This is a genomic window from Janthinobacterium sp. GW823-FHT03B06 (assembly GCF_058796955.1).
Genome location: NZ_JBXAJE010000002.1, coordinates 416311 through 439042, shown reverse-complemented (window position 1 = coordinate 439042; position 22732 = coordinate 416311). Strand labels below are relative to the sequence as shown.

Here is a 22732-nt window from a genome sequence, read left to right as displayed (position 1 = left end):
ACTATGACTGACAAGCCGCGTACCTTCCCCCTTTCCCTCGATTCGCTGGCCGGCAAGCCCGCCAGGCAGGGCGGGGGGCAGTCGCTGGCCCAGTCCAGGATCGCCACGCCGCAGACGGCCACGCAGAATGCGGCGCAAAACGCGGCGCGCGGCGTGGCGCAGCCGTATGGCGCGCACGCGGCCATCGCGCCATCGCGCGCGCAAGTCATCGCCAATGAGCGGGCGCAGCCGGCCGTGGTGTCGCCGCCGCGGCAAAACCCGCTCGTCTCGGAGGCCGTGCGCCGGGCCATGGTGGCGCGCGTGGCGAAGCAGGGCGTCAAGGACCAGGTGGTGCTCGACGCCCTGCAAGCCGTGCCGCGCCACCTGTTCATGGACGAGGCGCTGGCGTCGCAAGCCTACATCGACGCCTCCTTGCCCATCGGACACCACCAGACCATCTCGCAGCCGTACATCGTCGCGCGCATGATCGAAGTGATGCGCCAGGGCGGCAGCTTGCAGCGCGTGCTGGAAATCGGCACGGGTTGCGGTTACCAGGCGGCGGTGCTGTCGCTGGTGGCGAAGGAGGTGTATTCGATCGAGCGCATCCGGCCCCTGCACGAGCTGGCGAAGGCCAATTTGCGCCCGCTGCGCGTGTCGAATCTGCGCTTGCAGTACGGAGATGGTATGCTTGGCCTGCCGCAGGCGGCGCCCTTCGACGGGATCATCCTTGCCGCAGCCGGCCTGGAAGTCCCGCAAGCCTTGCTGGAACAGCTGGCGCCCGGCGGGCGTCTGGTTGCGCCGGTGGGGGCTAAATTGCAACACTTACAACTCATTACCCGGGTGGGGAAAATGGAATGGACTAGCCAAACCCTGGAAGATTGCCATTTCGTGCCTTTGCGCCCGGGCACCATATGATCCCCGGATCAGCTAGCAAGCAGGACATATAATTACATGCGAATGATTAAGAAAAGTAACATACTTCTATGTAGCATCACCTTGGCCGCGCTGTTGAGCGGTTGCGGCACGACGGGCGTCCAGGCACCCGTCGTTGAGCGCCATCCATCGAGCAGCAGTGCCGCCGCCAGCGATCCGCGCGACCGCGACCCGGCCTATTACACGGTCAAGCGCGGCGACACCCTGTTGCGCATCGCCCTCGAGCACGGCCAGAATTACCGCGACCTGGTGGCCTGGAACGACTTGAGCAATCCGAACGACATCAAGGTCGACCAAGTGTTGCGCGTGCTGCCGCCGACTGGCGACACAGGCGGCGCGCAAACGTCGGCCGTCGTGATGCCGCCGTCGACGGAAATCAAGCCGGCCGCGCCTGCCGTGCCGAAGAAAACGGGCCCGCGCGGCGAGAAGCGCGCGTATTCCGACGCCACCCTGGCCGAGCTGCGCGCCGATGGCGGCTCCGGCGACGCCAAGCCGGCGCCCGCGCCGGCGGCAACTGTCGCCGCCGCACCGGCCGCCGCCGCTGCCGCCCCTGCCGCATCGGCGCCTGGCGACGACAGGATCAGCTGGATGTGGCCTTCCGAAGGCAAGGTCATCGGCACTTTTGACGAAGGCAAGAACAAGGGCGTCGATATCGCCGGCAAGGCCGGCCAGCAAGTGGTGGCCGCAGGCGCGGGAAAAGTCATGTATGCCGGGAGCGGAATCCGTGGTTATGGTAATCTTGTCATCGTGAAGCACAGTAATAGTTTATTGTCGGCATATGCGCATAACCGCAGCATCCTGGTGAAGGAAGGGCAGAACGTCAACAAAGGCCAGGCCATCGCTGAAATGGGCGACTCCGATGCCGACCGCGTCAAGCTGCACTTTGAAATCCGCCAGCAGGGCAAGCCTGTCGACCCTTCGAAATTCCTGCCTAACCGTTAGGTAAAGCAATGACACACGCGCCGCACGATCAGCTGGACGATGACCCGGAACTGCCGGAAGACGGGGCAGACGAAGTCGTGACGGACGATGCCGGCGAGCTCGACGGCATTGACGCCGTCGAGGCGGGCGAGGGCGGCGAGGTAGCCAGCGTCAGCGTGGTGGTCGAAAGTGTCGATGAACTGAAAAAGGTGCTGGCGGCCGAGCTGTCGACCGATACCACGCAGCACTATCTGAACCAGATCGGCACGCGGCCCCTGCTGACGGCGGCGCAAGAAGTGCATTACGCCACCCTGGCCAAGCAGGGCAATTTCGAAGCCCGGCAAACCATGATCGAGCACAACCTGCGCCTCGTCGTGTCGATCGCCAAGCATTACATCAACCGCGGCGTGGTCCTGCTCGACATGATCGAGGAGGGCAATATCGGCCTGATGCGCGCCATCGACAAGTTCGAGCCCGAACGCGGTTTCCGTTTCTCTACCTACGCCACCTGGTGGATACGCCAGAGCATCGAACGCGCCATCATGAACCAGGCGCGCACGGTGCGCCTGCCCGTGCACATGGTGCGCGAACTGAATCAAATTCTGCGTGGCAAGTACCACCTGGAAGCCCAGCACCACGATGGCAAGGATGCCACTGCGGAAGACATCGCCCACCTGGTGGGGCGTCCCGTGGAAGAAGTGCAGGATATCCTGGCCCTGTCCGAGCACGCCACCTCGCTCGACGCGCCGCTCGACAACGATCCGCAGTCGTCCTTGATGGACATGCTGCCCGGCGCCAGCGAAGACAGCCCCGACGCGCGCGCGGAACACCATGAAATGACGGTGCTCGTGCGCGACTGGCTGACCAAGCTGCCCGACAAGCAGCGCGTCGTCATCATGCGCCGTTTTGGCCTCGACAACGACGACCCGGCCACCCTGGAAACCCTGGCCGAGGAAATGGGCGTGACGCGGGAGCGCGTGCGCCAGATCCAGCAGGAAGCCTTGATTAAGTTGAAGCGCGCCATGGCGGCACGCGGCGTGGTGCGCGACTCGCTGCTCTAGGACGCCCGGTCCCGGTATTTCAGGGGCTGCATCTGCTATCATACGCCCCGCTCGCGGCGCCTGACCTTTCCCCCATTGTTTGCAAGTTCCAGCGCGGCCCTGCGTCTTGGCCCACTCTTACCTATTGATCGCTATGCAAGAAAATATCATCGAAATCAAATCGCTCGACATGGACGCCCGTGGCGTTGGCCATATTGAAAACGAAGACGGCTCGCCGGGCAAGGTCGTGTTTGTCGAAGGCGCGCTGCCGGGCGAGCGCGTCAGCTTTGTGACGTTCAAGAAGAAGAAAAACTGGGAAATGGCCCGCATGACGGCGCTGCACCGCGAATCGTCCATGCGCGTGACGCCCAAGTGCAAGCATTTCGACAATTGCGGCGGCTGCTCGATGCAGCACCTGGAACCGTCGGCGCAAGTGGCGATCAAGCAGCGCGTGCTGGAAGACAACCTGTGGCATATCGGCAAGGTACGTCCGCAAAGCATCATGCGCCCCATGTATGGTCCGACCTGGGGCTACCGCTACCGCGCGCGCCTGTCCGTGCGCCACGTCAAGAAGAAAGATGCCGTGCTGGTGGGCTTCCATGAAAAGAAATCGGCGTTTGTCGCCGACATGGATAGCTGCGAAATCCTGCCGCCGCACATCTCGGCCATGCTGCTGCCGCTGCGCGGCTTGATTGCGTCGCTGTCGATCTTCGACCAGATGCCGCAGATCGAGCTGGCTGTCGGCGAAGATGTCACCGCCATGGTCTTGCGCATCATGTCGCCATTGACGGCGGACGATGAAACGAAATTGAAGGCTTTTGCCGACGAGTACGGCGTGCAATGGTGGTTGCAGGTGAAGGGCCCGGAAACGGCCGTGCCGTTCTATCCGCTGGACAAGCAATTGCACTACCTGCTGCCGGAATTCGGCGTCAAGATGCCGTTCAAGCCTGTTGATTTTACGCAAGTGAACCACCACATCAACCGCGTGCTGGTATCGAAAGCCCTGCGTTTGCTGGAAGTGCAGCCGACGGATCGCGTCGCCGACCTGTTCTGCGGCCTGGGCAATTTTACTTTGCCGCTGGCCACGCAAGGCAGCGAAGTGGTCGGTATTGAAGGCAGCACCACCCTGACGGAGCGGGCGCTGGAAAACGCGCTGGCCAATGGCCTGGCGGAAAAAACCTCGTTCTCGACGCGTAACTTGTTCGAAGTGACGACGGACGACCTGATCGCGCTGGGCCGTTTTGATCGCATCCTCGTCGACCCGCCCCGCGACGGCGCCATGGCCCTGTGCCAGGCACTGGTCGGTCTGTCGCAAGTGCGTCCGGACCTGCTGCCCAAGCGCATCGTGTACGTGTCGTGCAGCCCGTCGACCCTGGCGCGCGACGCCGGCATCCTGGCGCTGGAAGCGGGTTATGTATTGAGCAAGGCGGGCGTGGTGAACATGTTCCCGCACACGTCCCACGTGGAATCCATGGCAGTGTTTGATTTGCTCTGAGGGCACACCTGAGAAAACGTCCATAGCTGCGTTGCCTTGCCTAGCCGTACTTACGTACGTACTGTCTTTGGCAAGGTGACTTGCTCTGAACGTGGAAAAACGTCCATAGCTGCGTTGCCTTGCCTAGCCGTACTAACGTACTGTCTTTGGCAAGGTGACTTGCTCTGAACGTGGAAAAACGTCCATAGCTGCGTTGCCTTGCCTAGCCGTACTATTCGTACTGTCTTCGGCAAGGCGCCTTGCTCTGAACGTTTTTCAGGCGCGCTGAAGCTCCCCCATGCGCTGGCCTTGATTCCGCGCTAATACCACTTACAGCGTATTAAAAAACTGGTCTGTCTTTTCCCGATCCAGCGTCTTTTTTCATCCTCCCTCTGCCGTTTTTTGATTGTCCAGTAGGACAACACGCCGTTCGCATAAGCCGCTGCGCTTTTTGTGCGAAGTGGTATTGCCCACTTCGAGGCCACTTCAAAACCACTTGACCGCCTATTTTTTCAGCAGCATGCTGTTCTTGCAACTGCAGAAAAACAAAATCACAGGGTAGCTTTTTATCGAAGCAGAGTGGTATTTCCGCAAACCTGAACAGGAGACAGCGTGGAAAATTTAATACTCAAAAAAACGATCAGGAACATGATGATATGTCTGGCCAGCGGTGGCGTGCTGGCGGCTTGCGGCGGTGGCGGCGATGCCAGCGCGCCGGCTGGCTCGCAATTGCTGGCGGCCAGCACGGTGGTCGCCTGCGTGCCGTGGCAAGAGGGCGGCACGTACAACGCGGGCACGGTGGTCACTTACCTGGGCGCCAATTACACGGCCCTGGTGACGCAGACCGACCACGTGGGCTCGGGCTGGAACCCCGTTTCCACGCCTAGCCTGTGGAGCGCGGGCGGCACGTGCGATGGCGGAACTACGCCAACTCCTACGCCGACACCGACTCCCACGCCAACTCCGACGCCCACCCCGACGCCGAATCCAACCCCGACCCCGACACCCACTCCGACGCCAACCGGCGGCACCTGCGCACTGGCGTGGGCGGCCGGCACGGCTTACAGCGCGGGCGCCACCGTCAGCTATGCGGGCACGAATTACCGCGCCAACTACTGGACGCAGGGCGACAACCCGTCGACCAGCAGCGGCGCTGCCGGCACGGGCAAGCCTTGGACCAGCCTGGAGATCTGCAGCACCACGCCGACGCCAACCCCGACGCCGACACCGACGCCGACGCCGACGCCAACACCGACTCCAACCCCGACACCGACGCCAACGCCAACGCCAACGCCAACGCCGACCGGCCGCGAAGTCGGTTCCTATTTCGCCCAATGGGGCGTATATGGCCGCGACTATGAGGTGGCGAACGTGCATACCAGCGGCGTGGCCGACAAGCTGACCTTCATCAACTACGCTTTCGGCAATATCTATCCGAAAAACGGCGGCTACGAATGCGGCATGATCACCAAGACGGAGCCGGGCGCGACGAATCCGAATTCGCCGGACGCGGGCACGGGCGGCGATGCCGAGGCCGACTACATCCGCACGCCGAAGCGCACCGTCGATGGCCAGGCCATTCCGTGGGACGCTCCATTGTCGGGCAACTTCCTGCAGCTGAAAAAGCTGAAGGCGGCGCACCCGAACCTCAAGTTGTTCATTTCCCTGGGCGGCTGGAGCTGGTCGAAGAACTTCTCCGTCGGTTCGGCCACCGATGCGCTGCGCAAGCAGATGGTGCGCTCGTGTATCGATATCTACATCAAGGGCAACCTGCCGGTGCAGGGCGGTCGCGGCGGCGTGGGTGCGGCGGCCAACATCTTTGACGGCATCGACATCGACTGGGAATACCCGGTCGGCGGCGGCCAGCCGTACAACACGGTCAGCCCCAACGACAAGCGCAACTTCACCTTGCTGATGGCGGAATTCCGCAGCCAGCTCGATGCGCTCGGCGCCGCCAACGGCAAGCGCTACCTGTTGACGGCCGCTGTCGGTGCCGGCAAGGACAAGATCGACAACACGGAACCGGCCCTGTACTCGCAGTACATGGACTGGATCAACCTGATGACGTACGACTTCCACGGCGGCTGGGAAAACAGCACCAACTTCAACGCCCAGCTGTTTGCCGACCCTGCCGATCCGTCAACGGGCATGGCGCGCGAATACGTGGGCGACAAGGCGGTGCAGTACATGATTGCCGCCGGCGTGCCGCGCGACAAGCTGCTGCTGGGCATACCGTTCTATGGCCGCGGCTGGACGGGCGTGGCGCCGGGACCGAACGGCGATGGCTTGTACCAGGCGGCCACGGGCACGGCGCCGGGTACGTACGAGTCGGGTATCGAGGACTATAAAATCCTCGTCGCCAAAGCCGGCACGCGCTACTACCATCCCGTGACCAAGCAGCTGTACCTGTACACGGGGGCGGGCGGCCAGTGGTGGAGCTATGATGATCCGACCGTCATCGGCACCAAGGTGAAATACGTGAAGGACCAGGGCTTGCGCGGCGCGTTCTCGTGGGAACTCGATGGCGACGCGAATGGCGTGCTGGCGACCGAGGTGTGGAAGGTACGCTAACCGTGTGCTAGCGTAGCAGGATGCGGCCGGGCGGCATTGCTGCCCGGCCGCTTGTTCATATAAAAAAAGAGGAGACGGGTGATGGCGGCAGTATCGGCATTCGGAGTCAAGCAACAGGAACAGGAACAGGAGCTGAGCCGCGAGTGGCGTAGCTGGATTGCGGAAAACCTCATGCTGGGCAGCCATCCGTCGGCGCTGATGCCGGTGCTGCAAAAGGCCGGCATCACGGAAACCCTGGCGCGCCGCGAAGTGGAGCTGGCGCTGCACAGTCCCTACCTGGCCGGCGCCGTGCGCTTGTCGAACCGCCTGGCCAAGCGCGACTGGGTGATCGATATCCAGCGCAAGCTGAACCAGCTGCGCCCGCCCGAGATTCCCCGCCGCGACAAGCTGTCCGCGCAGGAATTCCTCGACGAATACTATTCGACCAACCAGCCCGTCATCATCACGGGCATGATGGATGACTGGCCCGCCATGGCCAAGTGGAGCCCGGCCTACTTCCGCGACCATTTTGCGCAGCGTGAAGTGGAAGTGCAGTTCGGCCGCGAAGCGGATGCCCAGTATGAAATGAACAGCGTGGCGCACAAGCGCAAGATGGCGTTCGGCGAGTACGCGAGCCTGGTCGAGGGCAGCGGTGCGACCAATGATTTCTATATGACGGCAAATAACAATTCGCAGAACCGGCAAGCCTTGCGCGAGCTGTGGGACGATATCGGCCAGCTGCCCGAGTACCTGGAGCAGAGTGGCGGCCCGACGGGTTTTCTATGGTTCGGCCCGGCTGGTACGGTGACGCCGTTCCACCATGACCTGACGAACAACTTCATGGCGCAAGTCAAAGGGCGCAAGCGGTTGCGCATCATGGCCGCCTGCGAGGTGGCGCGCGTGTACAACCAGCGCCACTGTTTTACACCCGTCGACGGACGCGCCATCGACCTGCAGCGCTATCCGCTGATGGCCGACGTGCAGGTGCGCGAATGCGTGCTGGCACCGGGCGAGATCCTGTTTTTGCCCGTCGGCTGCTGGCATTTCGTCGAAGCGCTCGACGTATCGATGACGGTGGCGTTTACCAACTTCAAATGGGATAACGATTTTTACAGCAAGTATCCGCCGAATCACGACTTTTGATCGTCGCGCGGATTGCCGCGAACGCGCAGGGAACAGCCGCCGAACAGGCGGCTTTTTTCATTGTACGGTGTGCTTCTTGTATAAGATATTTCCATAAAATAATTGATTGAAATCATTTTGCAGCAATTATTTTGATATGAATCGCCATGATGTTTCATTATCCAGCTGGTGATGGCGGGCGGATAATTTGATGGCTGGCGCGGCGCCGGGCCTCTGAGCGGGCTTGCCGGTGCGCACCGGCACCGACAACCATCTGGAGGCGGCAGGGCATGAACACGCAGCAAATGACACAGTTACAGCAAGCACCGGCAAGTAGTACGGAACTCCAGCTTGACACGCGGCTGACCCGCGAAGCGGCCGAGCTGCTGGCCAGGGCCGATATCCACTTGAATGGCCGCGCCGCCTGGGACATGCAGCTGCGCAAGCCGGGCGTGCCCGAGCGGGCTTTTGCCAGCGGCAACCTGGGCCTGGGCGAAGCGTACATGGATGGCGACTGGGATGCGCAGCAGCTCGACGAATTCTTTTGCCATCTGCTGCGCGCCAGGGTGGCCGACGATGTGCGCCCCATGCGCCTGGCCTTCCACGCGCTGTACGCGCGCCTGTTCAACCTGCAGACGGAGCGACGCGCGTGGATGGTGGGCAAGGAGCACTATGACCTGGGCAACGCCTTCTATGCGGCCATGCTCGATCCGCGCATGACCTATACCTGCGGCTACTGGAAGGACGCCGGCAAACTGGCCGAGGCGCAGGAAGCCAAGCTCGATCTGGTCTGCCGCAAGCTGCGCCTGGAACCGGGCATGCGCGTGCTCGACATCGGTTGCGGCTGGGGCAGTTTCATGCGCTATGCGGCGGAAAAATACCAGGTGCAATGCGTGGGCGTGACGATTTCGCAAGAGCAGGTCGCCTACGCGCGCGGCATGCCGGGCGGAGAAAACCTGGACTTCCGCCTGCAGGATTACCGCGACACCGATGAAAAATTCGACCGCATCGTCAGCATCGGCATGTTCGAGCACGTGGGGCACAAGAATCACCGCACCTTCATGCAAGTGGCGCACCGCTGCCTGGAAGACGACGGCCTGTTCCTGCTGCACACGATCGGCAAGAACAAGCGCGATTCCGCATGCGATCCGTGGATCGACAAGTACATCTTCCCGAATGGCGACTTGCCCTCCATCGGCCAGATCGGCGACGCCATCGATGATTTATTTATCGCCGAGGACTTGCACAACTTCGGCGCCGACTACGACAAGACCCTGATGGCCTGGCATGCGAACTTTGAGCAGGCCTGGCCGCAGTTTGCGGCCCAGCTGGGCGAGCGCTTCCACCGCATGTGGTCATATTATTTGCTGTCCTGCGCGGGCGCCTTCCGCGCGCGCGACCTGCAGCTGTGGCAATGGGTCTTGTCGAAGCAGGGCGTGCTCGGTGGCTATGATCGCGTCAGCTGATATCATGGCTTGATGGACATCAATCAGGCGCGTACCTTCCTCGAAGTGGCTTCCTGCGGCAGCTTCATCATGGCGGCCGAGCGCATGCACGTGACGCAGACGGCCGTCAGCGCCCGCATCCGCACCCTGGAGCAGCAGCTGGGGCGCCAGCTGTTCGTGCGCAACAAGGCGGGCGCGCGCCTGACGCCGGCCGGCGAGCGCTTCATGCGCCACGCCGCCACCATGGTGCAGGTGTGGGAGCGGGCGCGCCACCAGGTAGCCTTGCCGCCGGGGCGCGACGACGCCGTCAGCATCGGCTGCGAACTGAGCCTGTGGCAGCCGCTGCTCGGCGACTGGCTGATACGCATGAGCCGCGATTGTCCCGAAATCGCCTTGCGCGCCGAGGTCGACAGTCCCGCGCGCCTGCTCGACGCCGTGCACGACGGCTCGCTGGACCTCGCCGTGCTGTACAACCCGCCGCAGCGCCCGGGTCTGGCCGGCGAATTGCTGGCCGAGGAAAAGCTGGTGATGGTGACCACGCGCGCCGACGGGCAGATGCAGGCCGATACCTATGTGTACGTCGACTGGGGACCCAGCTTCGCGGCCAACCACCAGGCGGCGTATCCTGAACTGAGCAGCCCGCCCGTGTCGATCTCGCTGGGCCCGCTGGCCCTCGTGTACCTGCTGGAAGTGGGCGGCGCCAGTTATTTTCGTATCGGCAGCGCGCAGCCGTATCTCGATGGGGGCTTGCTGTACCGCGTGCGCGACGCGCCAGAATTCTCGCATTCCGCCTACGCCGTGTATGCGGCCCAGCGCGACAACCCGACCCTGGACCGCGCCCGCGCCTGCCTGCTCGAGGTGGCGGAGAAGATCAAGTAATTTGAACGGACGTAAAAAAGCCGACCCGCGGGTCGGCTTTTGTTTTCATGCTCTGGCGCATAAGCGCAGCGCATAAAACGTTCAGGGCAAAGCACTGCAACGCCGCCCTGGGCGTTTTTGCGTTAGCGCTTAGTCGCGGCTGCCGCCAGCGAAGCCCAGAAGGGAGAGCAGGCTGGTGAAGATGTTGTACACGTCCAGGTAGATGCGCAGGGTGGCCGAGATGTAGTTGGTCTCGCCGCCGTTGATGATTTGCTGCACGTCATACAGGATGTAGGCCGAGAAGATGGCGATGGCGACCATGGAGATCACGATCGACAGTGCCGACAGGCCCAGGAAGATGTTCGCCACCGATGCGAGGATCAGCACGATCACGCCGGCGAACAGCCATTTGCCCATGGCCGAGAAATCGCGCTTCGACACAGTGGCGATCGTCGCCATCACGGCCAGGATGGTGGCCGTGCCGCCGAATGCCGTCATGATCAGCATGCCGCCGTTCGAGTAGCCGAGCGTGCGCGTCAGGATGGGCGTGAGCATCAGGCCCATGAAGAAGGTAAAGCCCAGCAGGACGGCGACGCCGAGGCCCGAGTTCTTGGTTTTCTCGATCGCGTACATGAAGCCGAATGCGACGGCCATGAAGATGATGAAGCCCATGCCGCCGGTCAGCATCGGCAAATGCATTTGCACGCCGATGAAGGCGCCCAGCACGGTCGGTATCATGGACAGTGCCAGCAGCCAGTAAGTGTTGCGCAAGACCTGGTGGCGGACTTGCTGCATGCCCCCCGACAGGTCAAAGGTGCGTTGCATGTTCTGATTCATAGTGCCTCCGTGTTGTCAATTCAAATTACTGCTTTACCCAAGGATAGCATGGGGGCCGGAATTTGCCAAAAAAGCAGCTTAAGATTTCATTAAACAGGGGCAGGGCGGCAAGATGCCCCTGCCTGTCTGGGTGATATGGGGTGGAGTATGGTAAAATCAAAGGTTGATTGAGTTATCAATTTACCGTTTTAAACCTTACTTTTATTGGAGTTTTCACACATGGCAATCGAACGCACCCTGTCGATCATCAAACCAGACGCAGTTGCAAAAAACGTAATCGGTCAAATCTACACCCGTTTTGAAAACGCTGGCCTGAAAATCGTTGCAGCACGCATGACCCAACTGTCGCGCGAACAAGCTGAAGGCTTCTACGCAGCGCACAAAGAGCGCGGCTTCTTCAAGGATCTGGTCGACTTCATGGTTTCCGGTCCAGTCATGATCCAGGCCCTGGAAGGCGAAAACGCCGTTCTGGCCCACCGTGACCTGATGGGCGCGACCGATCCGAAGAAAGCAGAAAAAGGCACGATCCGCGCCGATTTCGCCGATTCGATCGACGCTAACGCCGTACACGGTTCCGACGCTGTCGAAGCTGCTAAAGTGGAAATCGCTTACTTCTTCCCAGAACTGAAGGCTTAATTGCCTTAGATAACGTTATTTCCTGGCGTTATCTGTGAAATAACTTATCACCCCCTGTTCCCGCTGCGCTGTGGTGCTTTGCCCCTAATGCGCGCGGGGACGGATTTTTAGAATAGACAAGATCATGAATACGACGACCCTCACCAACTTGCTGGACCTCGATCCCGCGCAACTCATCGCCTACTGCGCCGAGTTGGGAGAGAAACCGTTTCGTGCGAAACAATTGCAACGTTGGATACACCAGTTCGGCGCTTCCGACTTCGACGCCATGACGGACCTGGCCAAGTCGCTGCGCGACAAGCTGGCTACGCGCGCCGAAGTGCGCGCCCCGGCCATCATCAGCGACCACACGTCAACGGACGGCACGCGCAAGTGGCTGGTCGACGTGGGCAATGGCAATGCCGTGGAAACCGTGTTCATTCCGGAAGAAAACCGCGGCACCCTGTGCATCTCGACCCAGGCCGGCTGCGCCGTGAACTGCCGTTTCTGCTCGACGGGCAAGCAAGGTTTCAACCGCAACCTCAGCGTCGGCGAAATCATCGGCCAGCTGTGGATGGCGGAATTCGAATTGCGCCGCACCAAGGGCATCGAACCGGGCCCGAAAGGCGAGCGTCAGATCACCAACGTGGTGATGATGGGCATGGGCGAGCCCCTGCTGAACTTTGAGCCGACCGTCACGGCCCTGAAATTGATGCTTGACGACAACGCCTACGGCTTGTCGCGCCGCCGCGTGACCCTGTCGACGTCGGGCGTGGTGCCGATGATGGACAAGCTGTCGCAGGAAGTGCCGGTGGCCCTGGCCGTCTCGCTGCACGCCTCGAACGACGCCTTGCGCGACGGTTTGATTCCACTGAACAAGAAATACCCGCTGAAGGAATTGATGGCGGCGTGCAAGCGCTACCTGGAATTCGCGCCGCGCGATTTCATCACCTTCGAATACTGCATGCTCGACGGCGTCAATGACAGCGACGAGCACGCGCGCGAACTGCTGGCGCTGGTGCAAGACCGCGAGTTCGGCGTGAACTGCAAGTTCAACCTGATTCCGTTCAACCCGTTTCCCGAGTCGGGCCTGTTCCGCTCGAAAAACCCGCGCATCAAGGCGTTTGCCCAGGTGCTGATGGATGGCGGCATCATCACCACCGTGCGCAAGACGCGCGGCGATGATATCGATGCGGCCTGCGGCCAGCTGGCCGGCGAAGTCAAGGACCGCACCCGGGTGCAGGAACGCATGGAAAAGATGACTGAGTATCAACAGAAATTTGGCGCCAATTTCGGCAAGATCGTGGAGATCCGCTCCTGATGAGGGAAGGCATGGCTTACCAACGCTCGCTTGCTATGGCCGCTGTTTGCCTGGCTGTGCTGCTGGTCGGCTGTGCTTCCACCGCAGACAAGGAGCAAGCTGCATCTGTCGAGCAGCGCGCCGCCTTGCGCTTGCAGCTGGCCAGCGCCTATTATATGCAGGATCAGTTTGTGGTGGCGTTGGCCGAAGCAGAGCAGGCGGTGCAGCTGGTGCCGGACAATGTCCAGGCGCGCGGCATGCGGGCCCTGATTCTTGCTGCCCTGCGCCAACCTGGGGCTGCTGAAAAAGATTTTCTTTACGCATTGCGCCTCGCGCCCCACAATCCCGAGTTGAGCAATAATTATGGCCAGTTTCTGTGCCAGACCGGGCGCGCGGCGCAGTCGCTGGCGTATTTTGATGCCGCATTGCAAGATGCCGCCTATGGCACGCCTGAACTGGCGCTGCATAATGCGGCGGCGTGCAGCCTGGTCATGAAAGATTACCCGCGCGCCGCTGACTACTGGCTCAAGGCGGAGCGCATCGCACCTGGCGCGGCAATCACGTATGCCGGCCTGGTGCGCGTGTATTACCAACAGCAAGACTACCGGCAAGCGGCTCATTACCTTGAGCGGCTCGGTAAAGTAGCGACAATGGAGAGCCAGACGGCCGATGTGCTGTGGCTCGGGATCAAGGTGCAGCATAAGCTCGGGGATGCGGGTGCGGAAGCTGGCCTGGGGGCGCATTTGCGCAACCACCATTCCGGCTCCCCCGAATATGCTGCTTATCAAAATGGGGCGTTTGATGAGTGAGACAGGGATACCAATGAATTCAGAGTGGGCAGAAACGCCTCAGCAGCAGCCCCAGGGCAATCTTGCGTTGGCAGGCGCACAGTTGAAGGCGCAGCGCGAAGCGCTGGGCTGGCCCGTGGAGCAGGTGGCCGACCAGCTCAAGCTGGCGCCGCGCCAGGTGATCGCGCTGGAAGAGGGCGACATGGCGGCCTTGCCTAACGTGGCCGTGGTGCGCGGTTTCGTGCGCGCCTACGCCAAGGTGGTGCGTCTCGACGCGGCGCCGCTGGTGGCCATGATCGAAGTCCATCCGGCGCCGGCGCAAGACCCGGCCGCGCCCGCGCGGCGCGAGATTTCCGCCACGTTCTCGGAATCGCGTTTCCCGTCGATGACGCAGCGCTCGTCGAACCAGACGCCAATCTGGATCGCCGGCGCCGTGGCCGTCGTCGTGGCGGCCGCCTTTGGCGCCTATAAACTCGGCTACGTGCCGGCCAGCCTGCTGTCCGCGCAGGCCGGGAAGGAAACCGCGCATGCGGAAGTGGGCCCGGTGGAAACGACCCTGATCAAGCCGGGCCAGGACTTGACGCCCGTGCAGACGCCGTCCGTGCCCCTGATTTCCGTGCCGCCGCCGCCAGGCAACGATACGCAGACGGGCGCACCTGCCGCTGCCGCCGCTTCGGCGCCGGCCGCCGCCGTGCCGCCAGCCGCCGTGCCAGCTCCGGCGACAGCGGCGACAGCGGCGACGGCTGCCGTCACGCCGCCCGCCGCTGCCGCTGCCCCTGCCGTGGGCGCGAATGCGCTGGTGCTGAAGGTGGAGCAGGATTCCTGGGTCGAGATCCGCCGTCCCGGCGCTTCTCCGCTGATTTCGCGCATGGTCAAGGCGGGCAGCACGGAAACGTTCGATATCACGGGTCCGGCCACTCTGGTGGTGGGCAAGCCGGGTGTTGTGCAGGCAACCTTGCGCGGCGCCAAGCTGGAGCTGCCGACCGTGGCCGGCGGCACGATCTCGCGTGTCAGCATCAAATAATTGCAGTAATCGTTCAAGCAAACTCAGAAGATAATATTTATGGCTACCTCGAAAACAGCGATCGGCTCCGGTCCTTCCGGCCGCCGCGACAGCCGCAAGGTGCTGATCGCGCACGGCCAGCGCCAGATCTGGGTGGGCGGCGACGCCCCCGTGGTGGTGCAGTCGATGACGAATACGGATACGGCCGACGCCATCGGCACGGCGATCCAGATCAAGGAACTGGCGCGTGCCGGTTCGGAACTGGTGCGTCTGACGGTGGACCGTCCCGAAGCGGCTGCGGCCGTGCCCTACATCCGCGAGCAGCTCGACAAGATGGACATCGACGTGCCGCTGGTGGGCGATTTCCACTATAACGGCCATACCCTGCTTAACGACTACCCCGATTGCGCGCGCGCGCTGTCGAAGTACCGCATCAATCCGGGCAATGTGGGCAAGGGCGCCAAGCGCGACACGCAATTCGCGCAAATGATTGAGGCGGCGTGCAAGTATGACAAGCCGGTGCGCATCGGCGTGAACTGGGGCAGCCTGGATCAAGCCTTGCTGGCGCGCATCATGGATGAAAACGCGGGCCGCGCCGAACCGTGGCCGGCGCAAGCCGTCATGTATGAAGCGCTGGTGACGTCGGCGATTGAAAACGCCGTGCGCGCCGAAGAACTGGGCCTGGGCCGCGACAAGATCATTCTGTCGTGCAAAGTCTCGGGCGTGCAGGATTTGATCGCCGTGTACCGCGAACTGGCGCAGCGCTGCGACTATCCGCTGCACCTGGGCCTGACGGAAGCGGGCATGGGCAGCAAGGGCATCGTCGCCTCGACAGCGGCCCTGGCCGTGCTGCTGCAAGAGGGCATCGGCGACACCATCCGCATTTCGCTCACGCCGGAACCGGGCGGCGACCGCACGCGCGAAGTGATCGTCGGCCAGGAAATTTTGCAAACCATGGGCTTGCGCAAGTTCGCGCCCATGGTGATCGCCTGTCCCGGTTGCGGGCGCACGACGTCGACCACCTTCCAGGAGCTGGCCGACAACATCCAGACGTATCTGCGCGAGCAGATGCCGGAGTGGAAGAAATCGTATCCGGGCGTGGAAGCGATGAACGTGGCCGTCATGGGCTGCATCGTCAACGGTCCCGGCGAATCGAAGCATGCGAACATCGGCATCAGCCTGCCCGGCACGGGCGAGTCGCCAGCCGCCCCCGTGTTTGTCGACGGCGAAAAAGTCGTCACCCTGCGCGGCGAACGCATCGTCGAGGAATTCCAGGACATCGTCCTCAATTATGTTAAAAGCCATTACGGCGCAGCAGCGTAGGTCGGATTAGCGCTACGCGCGTAATCCGACAATCAAGTTAAAGCAAAGAAGAACACTATGTCCGAAAATAAAAAGCTCGATAAAATCACCGCCGTCAAAGGCATGAACGATATCCTGCCCGCCGACGCCCCGCTGTGGGAATTGTTTGAAAACACGGCCCAGTCCGTTCTGCAAAGCTACGGTTTCCAGCAAATCCGCACGCCGATCGTGGAAGAGACGAAATTGTTCGCGCGCGCCATCGGCGCCGTGACCGATATCGTGGAAAAGGAAATGTATTCGTTCACCGATTCGATGAACGGCGACAACCTGACCCTGCGCCCGGAAGGCACGGCCGGCGTGGTGCGCGCCGTCGTCGAGCACAACCTCGTCTACGAAGGTCCGAAACGCCTGTGGTACAAGGGCCAGATGTTCCGTCACGAGCGTCCGCAGAAAGGCCGCTACCGCCAGTTCCACCAGTTCGGCGTGGAAGCCATCGGTTTCACGGGTCCGGATATCGACGCCGAGATCATCATGCTGTCGCGCCGCCTGTGGGACGACCTGGGCCTGGAAGGCATCCGCCTGGAACTGAACTCGATCGGCGACGCGGCCGAGCGCCTGCGCCACCGCGCCGACCTGATCGCCTACCTGGAAAGCCACAGCGAGCTGCTCGACGAAGAAGCCAAGCGCCGCCTGCACAGCAATCCGCTGCGCATCCTCGACACCAAGAACCCTGCCATGCAGGACCTGGTCAATGGCGCGCCGAAGCTGCTCGATTACCTGGGCGAGGAATCGCTGGCCCATTTCCACGGCGTGCAGAAGATCTTGAACCACAACAATATCCCGTTCACCATCAATCCACGCCTGGTGCGCGGCCTCGATTACTACAACCGCACGGTGTTCGAGTGGGTCAGCGACAAGCTGGGCGCGCAAGGCACGGTCTGCGCCGGCGGCCGCTATGATGGCATGGTGGAAATGTTCGGCGGCAAATCGACGCCCGCCGTCGGTTTCGGCATGGGCGTCGAACGCCTGGTGCTGCTGATGAAGGATGCGGCCGAGCCGGAAGCGCCGGCCCAGTGCGACGTCTATCTGGTGCACCAGGGCGAGCAGGCCGGCTTGCAAGCGTTCGTGCTGGCCGAGCGGATTCGCGATGCGGGCCTGGACGTTGTGCTACATTGCGCAGCGAGCAACGGCGGCGGCAGCTTCAAGACGCAAATGAAAAAGGCCGATGCCAGCGGCGCGGCGTTTGCCGTGATCCTGGGCGATGATGAAATCGCCAACAATGTCGCGACGGTGAAAGCCATGCGCGAAGCCGATGCGGGCGCGCAGCAGAGCACGGTGCCGTTCGACGATGTCGTCGATTACGTGGTGGACCAGATTATCGGCGACCACGATTGCGGCCACGACCACGGTCCTGGCGGTCACGTGCATCACCACCATTAATTTGCAGCAAGACCGTACTACCCTCGATCAACTACTCATTCAAACTGACGACCCATGGCATACGATCACGAAGAACAAGAACAACTGGCAACCCTCAAGGCCTGGTGGCAGCGCAATGGCAATCTGACCTCCTGGGTCCTGATCGTGGCGCTGGCCGGCTACAGCGGCTGGGCTGGCTGGCAGTACTACCAGCGCACGCAGGCCGCGCAAGCGGGCCAGCTGTACGACGAACTGCAGAACGCCATCGCCGCCAAGGACACGGCCAAGGTAATGCGCGCGACCAGCGACATGCAGTCGCGTTTCAGCGGCACGGCATATGCACAGATGAGCGCCCTGGCCGCGGCCAAGGTGGCGTTCGACGCGAACGACCTGAAAACGGCCAAGACCCAGCTGCAATGGGTGGCCGAGCACGGTACGGAAGAGTACAAGGCCATCGCCAAGCTGCGCCTGGCCGGCGTCCTGCTGGACGAAAAAGCCTATGATGAAGCGCTGAAGGTGCTGGCGACGGCCACCGTGGCGCAATTTGCCGGTGCCGTGGCCGACCGCAAGGGCGACATCCTGGTGGCGCAAAACAAGCTGGCCGATGCCCGCACGGCCTACCTGGCCGCGATAGCCGCGACGGACAAGAACAATCCAGGCCGTCAACTGATCCAGGTCAAACTGGAAGCGATCGGCGGCACGGTACCGGAAGACAAGGCCAAGGCTGACAAGGCCGCCGCCTGACAGGAACACTGATGGTGGTGCGGCCGCGCGGCGTTGTGCGCCGCCTGCCTTGCCCTTACAAGTACAAGAAAAAGGTTGGATAACACTTATGCGTGTCACTGAAAAGCTGGTAGCTGCAAGTCTGTTGGCCCTGATGGCCGGTTGCTCGTCCTGGAACCCGTTCGCCTCGAAAGATCCGAAAGTCGAGCCGGCCAAGCTGGTCGAGTTAAAATCGAGCATTGCCGTGCGCGACGCCTGGAAGTATTCGATCGGCAAGGCCGGCGTGTACGCGTTGACGCCTGCGCTGGCCGGCAGCAGCCTGTACGTGGTCAGCGCCGATGGCGCGCTGGCGCGCCTGGATGCGGCCAGCGGCCGTGAAACGTGGCGCATCAAGGCCGGCAGCGACATCACCTCGGGTGCCGGCAGCGATGGTGCCGTCGTCGCCGTCGGCGCCGCCAAGGGCGCCGTGCTGGCGTTTGACGCCGATGGCAAGCAGCTGTGGAAGGCGCAGGCGTCCAGCGAAGTATTGACGGCGCCCGTCGTGGGGCAGGGCGTGGTCGTGGTGCGCAGCGTGGACAACCGCATCGTCGGCTTCGACGCCAAGACGGGCGAACGCAAATGGACGGTGCAGCGCGCCACGCCGGCATTGACCTTGCGCAATGCGCCGGGCATGGTGCTGGGCGGCGCGAACATCTACGTGGCCCAGCCGGGCGGCAAGCTGCTGGCACTGACGGCAGCGACCGGTGTGGTACGCTGGGAGATCGTCGTCAGCGAACCGCGCGGTGCCACCGAACTGGAGCGCGTCTCCGACATCGCCGGCACGCCGGTGGTGTTCGAAGGCGAAGTGTGCGCCGTCACGTATCAGGGCAAGGCGGGCTGCTTCGACGCCGCCACCGGCGTGCCGCGCTGGACCAAGCCGATTTCGTCCGATGTGGGCGTGGCCGTCGACCAGCGTTTCGTGTTTGTTGCCGATGACCAGGGCGCCGTGGTGGCGTTCAGCCGCGAAGCCGGCCAGAGCGCCTGGAAGAATGAGGCGCTGGCGCGCCGCCGCCTGTCGACGCCGGCCTCCTACGGCCGCAGCGTCGCCGTCGGCGACTATCAAGGTTATATCCACTTCCTGTCACGGGAAGATGGCGCATTAATAGGTCGTGTCAGCACCGACGGTAGCCCGATTGTTTCGGCTCCCGTTGTTGCCGGTTCGAATTTGATTTTTCAAACCCAATCAGGGACAGTGACCGCTCTCGCGGTCGAGTAATACAATGAAGCCGGTAATTGCACTAGTAGGTCGACCCAATGTTGGGAAATCGACTTTATTCAATCGTCTGACCCGCTCGCGCGATGCGCTGGTGGCGGATTTGCCTGGGTTGACGCGCGATCGTCACTATGGCGAAGGCCGTGTCGGCGAACGTCCCTTCCTCGTCATCGATACGGGTGGTTTCGAACCCGTCGCCAAGGAAGGCATCATGCACCAGATGGCACTGCAGACCAAGCAGGCCGTGGCCGAGGCCGACGTGGTGGTGTTCATCGTGGACGGCCGTCAGGGCCTGACCCCGCATGACAAGACCATCGTCGACTTCCTGCGCAAGAGCGGTCGTCCGGTCTTGCTGGTGGTTAACAAAAGCGAAGGCATGCGCTACACGGCCGTCGTGTCCGAATTCTATGAATTGGGCATGGGCGATCCGTATGCGATCTCGTCGGCGCACGGTGACGGCGTCAACGACCTCGTCGAAGTGATGCTGGACCTGGCGTTCGCGCAGCGTCCGGATGAGCCTGAAGAGCTGGAAAAGACCGACCGCGGCATCAAGATCGCCCTCGTCGGCCGTCCGAACGTGGGCAAGTCGACCTTGATCAACACCCTGCTGGGCGAAGAGCGCGTGATCGCCTTCGACATGCCGGGCACGACGCGCGACTCGATCGAGATCCCGTTCGAACGCGATGGCCAGCAATACACCCTGATCGACACGGCCGGCATCCGCCGCCGCGGCAAGGTGTTTGAGGCGATCGAGAAATTCTCGGTGGTGAAAACCCTGCAGTCGATTTCCGAAGCCAACGTGGTCGTGCTGATGCTCGACGCGCAGCAGGATATTTCGGAGCAGGACGCGCATATCGCCGGCTTTATCCTGGAATCGGGCCGCGCGCTGGTCGTGGCCGTGAATAAATGGGATGGCTTGCAATCGCACGAGCGCGATGAAATCAAGATCGATATCGACCGCAAGCTCGATTTCCTGTCGTTCGCGCAGATGCATTTCATTTCGGCGCTGAAGGGCACCAACATCGGTCCATTGATGAAGTCGCTCAACGCCGCGTATGCGGCCGCCATGTGCGACCTGTCGACGCCGAAGCTGACGCGCGCCCTGATCGAAGCCGTGGAGAAGCAGGAACCGCGCCGCAAGGGTTCGATCCGTCCGAAGCTGCGCTATGCCCACCAGGGCGGCATGAACCCGCCTGTGATCGTTATTCACGGCAATGCGCTCGACGCCGTTGGTGATCCCTACAAGCGTTATCTGGAAAAACATTTCCGCGATACGTTTGCCCTGGTCGGCACGCCGCTGCGCATCGAATTGCGTACGGGTAAAAACCCGTTTGCACGCACGCCAAGCAAGTAATGAGTTAACAGCTGGATTAAGTGCATATTAAGGCGCCGCGGAGATAATGCGGCGCCGACAGCCAATTCAATGGTTATTTGCACGGAAATAATAAAGTGTTAATGCGCCATGCGCGACAGCGATCGCGAAAACAGGTTACAGTAGCTATGACGCATCTTTCTTTCTTTGAAAGGTGTGAGAGCACTTGAAATCAAGCGAGTCGCCTCCAATTCTTACACAACAACATAAACAACGGAGCTGTTATGAGCAACAAAGGGCAACTGTTACAAGACCCATTCCTCAATGCATTACGCAAAGAGCATGTTCCTGTCTCGATCTACCTGGTCAATGGCATTAAATTGCAGGGCCATATCGAATCGTTCGATCAATATGTCGTATTGCTGCGCAATACGGTGACACAGATGGTGTACAAGCATGCCATCTCGACAGTGGTGCCGGCCCGTGCCGTCAATCTCAATATTGAATCTGAAGCGGAGTAAAGCGTTGAGCTTGACGGCCCAGCGCCTTTCACCCTCCATCGCCCCCGTCCGCGCCAGCGGCGCTGATGCGTTTGCATCGGCGTCGGCGTTCGCCGCAACTCATCAGATGCCATCATGCGCGCGGCACTAGTCGGGGTTGACTTCGGTCACAGCGACTTCGCCGCCAGCATGGAGGAACTCATGCTGTTGTCGCGTTCGGCTGGCGCGGACCCGATTTCCACCATCACGGCCAAGCGTTCCAGTCCCGATTCCGCGTATTTCGTCGGCAGCGGCAAGGCCGATGAAATTGGCGACGTCGTCGTCAACGATGGCCTGGAAATCGTCATCTTCAATCACGCCCTCTCGCCCGCCCAGCAGCGCAATCTGGAAAAGCGCCTGAATGTGCGCGTGCTCGACCGCACCAGCCTGATCCTCGACATCTTCGCGCAGCGCGCCAAGAGTCACGAGGGCAAGCTGCAAGTCGAGCTGGCCCAGCTGCAGCATCTGGCCACGCGCCTGATCCGCGGCTGGACTCACCTGGAACGGCAAAAGGGCGGTATCGGCTTGCGCGGTCCCGGCGAGACGCAGCTCGAGACCGACCGCCGGCTGATCGGCGACCGTGTCAAGGCCCTGCGCGCGCGCCTGGAAAAACTGCACAAGCAGCGCGAAACGCAGCGCCGCGCGCGCGGCCGCAATCACACATTCTCGGTGTCCCTCGTCGGTTATACCAATGCCGGCAAGTCGACCCTGTTCAATGCCGTGACCAAGGCCGGCGTGTATGTCGCCGACCAGTTGTTCGCCACCCTCGACACCACCTCGCGCCGGGTTTACCTGGGCCAGGAAGTGGGCAACGTGGTGATCTCCGACACGGTCGGCTTCGTACGCGAATTGCCGCACCAGCTGGTGGCCGCCTTCCGCGCCACGCTCGAAGAAACCATCCATGCCGATCTGCTGCTGCACGTCGTCGACGCCGCGTCGCCGGTGCGCATGGAGCAGATCGAGCAGGTCAACCTGGTCTTGAAAGAGATCGGCGCCGATCATATTCCGCAAATCCTCGTGTGGAACAAGATCGATGCGGCCGGGCTGGAGCCTTCGGTGGAGCGCGACGAATATGCTACGATCAGTCGCGTGTTCGTCAGTGCGCAGAAGGGCAGCGGGCTTGACCTGCTGCGCGATGCGATCGTCGAAATGGCCAGGAAGGCGCCCCGTTCTGCCCACCTGTATCAGAACGACGAAGCACCGCAGGAAGATCAGTTTGACGGTCAGTACGACCAGCACGATGGCGCCGCCCCGGACCAGGACGAAGAGCCTGGCGAGGACGATAGGATTTCCACCCACTCCCAAGTCGGAACACGATAG

Annotated in this window: 20 protein-coding genes; 19 read left to right on the top strand and 1 reads right to left on the bottom strand. The window is 61.9% G+C overall.

The genetic code is table 11. The features are described 5' to 3' along the window. Positions 1-3: 3 nt before the first annotated feature. The 8 genes from AC1RBA_RS07940 (at position 4) to AC1RBA_RS07905 (ending at position 10343) form a co-directional block, all read left to right on the top strand. Positions 4-894, top strand: coding sequence for a protein-L-isoaspartate(D-aspartate) O-methyltransferase (locus tag AC1RBA_RS07940; protein ID WP_492417535.1), 891 nt, complete (start codon positions 4-6; stop codon positions 892-894). A gap of 42 nt (positions 895-936) precedes the next feature. Further along, positions 937-1854, top strand: coding sequence for a peptidoglycan DD-metalloendopeptidase family protein (locus tag AC1RBA_RS07935; protein ID WP_083286948.1), 918 nt, complete (start codon positions 937-939; stop codon positions 1852-1854). 8 nt (positions 1855-1862) lie between these two features. Beyond that, the gene (rpoS, locus tag AC1RBA_RS07930) at positions 1863-2894 is read left to right on the top strand and encodes an RNA polymerase sigma factor RpoS (RefSeq protein WP_070310025.1); all 1032 of its coding nucleotides are present in this window, start codon (positions 1863-1865) and stop codon (positions 2892-2894) included. Positions 2895-3027: 133 nt separating this feature from the next. Then, positions 3028-4368, top strand: a complete 1341-nt coding sequence (gene rlmD / locus AC1RBA_RS07925) for a 23S rRNA (uracil(1939)-C(5))-methyltransferase RlmD (RefSeq protein WP_492417532.1) — start codon at positions 3028-3030, stop codon at positions 4366-4368. Between the two features lie 627 nt (positions 4369-4995). Beyond that, positions 4996-6918, top strand: coding sequence for a glycosyl hydrolase family 18 protein (locus AC1RBA_RS07920; RefSeq protein WP_492417530.1), 1923 nt, complete (start codon positions 4996-4998; stop codon positions 6916-6918). Positions 6919-6999: 81 nt separating this feature from the next. Then, positions 7000-8040 carry a cupin-like domain-containing protein gene (locus tag AC1RBA_RS07915; RefSeq protein ID WP_492417528.1) on the top strand — a complete coding sequence of 347 codons (1041 nt, stop codon included), beginning with the start codon at positions 7000-7002 and terminating at the stop codon, positions 8038-8040. A 284-nt stretch (positions 8041-8324) separates the two neighbouring features. Further along, the gene (gene cfa, locus AC1RBA_RS07910) at positions 8325-9485 is read left to right on the top strand and encodes a cyclopropane fatty acyl phospholipid synthase (protein ID WP_492418130.1); all 1161 of its coding nucleotides are present in this window, start codon (positions 8325-8327) and stop codon (positions 9483-9485) included. A gap of 12 nt (positions 9486-9497) precedes the next feature. Further along, positions 9498-10343: a LysR family transcriptional regulator gene (locus AC1RBA_RS07905; protein WP_409028154.1), complete on the top strand. Its 846-nt coding sequence runs from the start codon at positions 9498-9500 to the stop codon at positions 10341-10343. A gap of 129 nt (positions 10344-10472) precedes the next feature. On the opposite strand, the gene AC1RBA_RS07900 is transcribed toward AC1RBA_RS07905, so the two are convergent. Continuing rightward, the gene (locus AC1RBA_RS07900) at positions 10473-11159 is read right to left on the bottom strand and encodes a Bax inhibitor-1/YccA family protein (RefSeq protein ID WP_034752039.1); all 687 of its coding nucleotides are present in this window, start codon (positions 11157-11159) and stop codon (positions 10473-10475) included. 219 nt (positions 11160-11378) lie between these two features. On the opposite strand from AC1RBA_RS07900, the gene ndk reads away from it, so the two are divergent. The 11 genes from ndk to hflX all read left to right on the top strand — a co-directional run bounded on the left by ndk (position 11379) and on the right by hflX (position 22732). Then, the gene (gene ndk / locus AC1RBA_RS07895) at positions 11379-11795 is read left to right on the top strand and encodes a nucleoside-diphosphate kinase (protein ID WP_070223377.1); all 417 of its coding nucleotides are present in this window, start codon (positions 11379-11381) and stop codon (positions 11793-11795) included. Positions 11796-11919: 124 nt separating this feature from the next. After that, the gene (rlmN, locus tag AC1RBA_RS07890; RefSeq protein ID WP_034752035.1) at positions 11920-13095 is read left to right on the top strand and encodes a dual-specificity RNA methyltransferase RlmN; all 1176 of its coding nucleotides are present in this window, start codon (positions 11920-11922) and stop codon (positions 13093-13095) included. A gap of 11 nt (positions 13096-13106) precedes the next feature. Beyond that, on the top strand, positions 13107-13883 hold the full coding sequence (gene pilW, locus AC1RBA_RS07885) for a type IV pilus biogenesis/stability protein PilW (RefSeq protein WP_492404656.1): 777 nt from the start codon (positions 13107-13109) through the stop codon (positions 13881-13883). A 67-nt stretch (positions 13884-13950) separates the two neighbouring features. Continuing rightward, complete coding sequence (locus tag AC1RBA_RS07880) at positions 13951-14886, top strand: helix-turn-helix domain-containing protein (protein WP_492417526.1); 936 nt, start codon at positions 13951-13953, stop codon at positions 14884-14886. A gap of 39 nt (positions 14887-14925) precedes the next feature. Continuing rightward, positions 14926-16188 (top strand): flavodoxin-dependent (E)-4-hydroxy-3-methylbut-2-enyl-diphosphate synthase, encoded by a 1263-nt coding sequence (gene ispG / locus AC1RBA_RS07875; protein WP_070221911.1) that lies wholly within the window; start codon positions 14926-14928, stop codon positions 16186-16188. 57 nt (positions 16189-16245) lie between these two features. Continuing rightward, a complete protein-coding gene (gene hisS, locus AC1RBA_RS07870; RefSeq protein WP_070221912.1) occupies positions 16246-17607 on the top strand; it encodes a histidine--tRNA ligase in 1362 nt (453 codons plus the stop codon). Between the two features lie 54 nt (positions 17608-17661). Then, positions 17662-18330, top strand: coding sequence for a YfgM family protein (locus AC1RBA_RS07865; RefSeq protein ID WP_070221913.1), 669 nt, complete (start codon positions 17662-17664; stop codon positions 18328-18330). Between the two features lie 88 nt (positions 18331-18418). Continuing rightward, on the top strand, positions 18419-19564 hold the full coding sequence (gene bamB, locus AC1RBA_RS07860; RefSeq protein WP_070221914.1) for an outer membrane protein assembly factor BamB: 1146 nt from the start codon (positions 18419-18421) through the stop codon (positions 19562-19564). Positions 19565-19568: 4 nt separating this feature from the next. Next, on the top strand, positions 19569-20915 hold the full coding sequence (gene der, locus AC1RBA_RS07855; RefSeq protein WP_034752028.1) for a ribosome biogenesis GTPase Der: 1347 nt from the start codon (positions 19569-19571) through the stop codon (positions 20913-20915). A gap of 242 nt (positions 20916-21157) precedes the next feature. Beyond that, positions 21158-21394 carry an RNA chaperone Hfq gene (gene hfq, locus AC1RBA_RS07850; RefSeq protein ID WP_008450615.1) on the top strand — a complete coding sequence of 79 codons (237 nt, stop codon included), beginning with the start codon at positions 21158-21160 and terminating at the stop codon, positions 21392-21394. Positions 21395-21508: 114 nt separating this feature from the next. Then, entirely contained in the window at positions 21509-22732 is a 1224-nt protein-coding gene (hflX, locus tag AC1RBA_RS07845; protein WP_046685708.1) for a GTPase HflX, read from the top strand.

Bases quoted from the DNA above. Each gene is read 5' to 3' on its own strand.
- AC1RBA_RS07940 (WP_492417535.1), top strand. From the start codon at position 4: ATGACTGACAAGCCGCGTACCTTCCCCCTTTCCCTCGATTCGCTGGCC.
- AC1RBA_RS07935 (WP_083286948.1), top strand. From the start codon at position 937: ATGATTAAGAAAAGTAACATACTTCTATGTAGCATCACCTTGGCCGCG.
- rpoS (WP_070310025.1), top strand. From the start codon at position 1,863: ATGACACACGCGCCGCACGATCAGCTGGACGATGACCCGGAACTGCCG.
- rlmD (WP_492417532.1), top strand. From the start codon at position 3,028: ATGCAAGAAAATATCATCGAAATCAAATCGCTCGACATGGACGCCCGT.
- AC1RBA_RS07920 (WP_492417530.1), top strand. From the start codon at position 4,996: ATGATGATATGTCTGGCCAGCGGTGGCGTGCTGGCGGCTTGCGGCGGT.
- AC1RBA_RS07915 (WP_492417528.1), top strand. From the start codon at position 7,000: ATGGCGGCAGTATCGGCATTCGGAGTCAAGCAACAGGAACAGGAACAG.
- cfa (WP_492418130.1), top strand. From the start codon at position 8,325: ATGACACAGTTACAGCAAGCACCGGCAAGTAGTACGGAACTCCAGCTT.
- AC1RBA_RS07905 (WP_409028154.1), top strand. From the start codon at position 9,498: ATGGACATCAATCAGGCGCGTACCTTCCTCGAAGTGGCTTCCTGCGGC.
- AC1RBA_RS07900 (WP_034752039.1), bottom strand. From the start codon at position 11,159: ATGAATCAGAACATGCAACGCACCTTTGACCTGTCGGGGGGCATGCAG.
- ndk (WP_070223377.1), top strand. From the start codon at position 11,379: ATGGCAATCGAACGCACCCTGTCGATCATCAAACCAGACGCAGTTGCA.
- rlmN (WP_034752035.1), top strand. From the start codon at position 11,920: ATGAATACGACGACCCTCACCAACTTGCTGGACCTCGATCCCGCGCAA.
- pilW (WP_492404656.1), top strand. From the start codon at position 13,107: ATGGCTTACCAACGCTCGCTTGCTATGGCCGCTGTTTGCCTGGCTGTG.
- ispG (WP_070221911.1), top strand. From the start codon at position 14,926: ATGGCTACCTCGAAAACAGCGATCGGCTCCGGTCCTTCCGGCCGCCGC.
- hisS (WP_070221912.1), top strand. From the start codon at position 16,246: ATGTCCGAAAATAAAAAGCTCGATAAAATCACCGCCGTCAAAGGCATG.
- AC1RBA_RS07865 (WP_070221913.1), top strand. From the start codon at position 17,662: ATGGCATACGATCACGAAGAACAAGAACAACTGGCAACCCTCAAGGCC.
- bamB (WP_070221914.1), top strand. From the start codon at position 18,419: ATGCGTGTCACTGAAAAGCTGGTAGCTGCAAGTCTGTTGGCCCTGATG.
- der (WP_034752028.1), top strand. From the start codon at position 19,569: ATGAAGCCGGTAATTGCACTAGTAGGTCGACCCAATGTTGGGAAATCG.
- hfq (WP_008450615.1), top strand. From the start codon at position 21,158: ATGAGCAACAAAGGGCAACTGTTACAAGACCCATTCCTCAATGCATTA.
- hflX (WP_046685708.1), top strand. From the start codon at position 21,509: ATGCGCGCGGCACTAGTCGGGGTTGACTTCGGTCACAGCGACTTCGCC.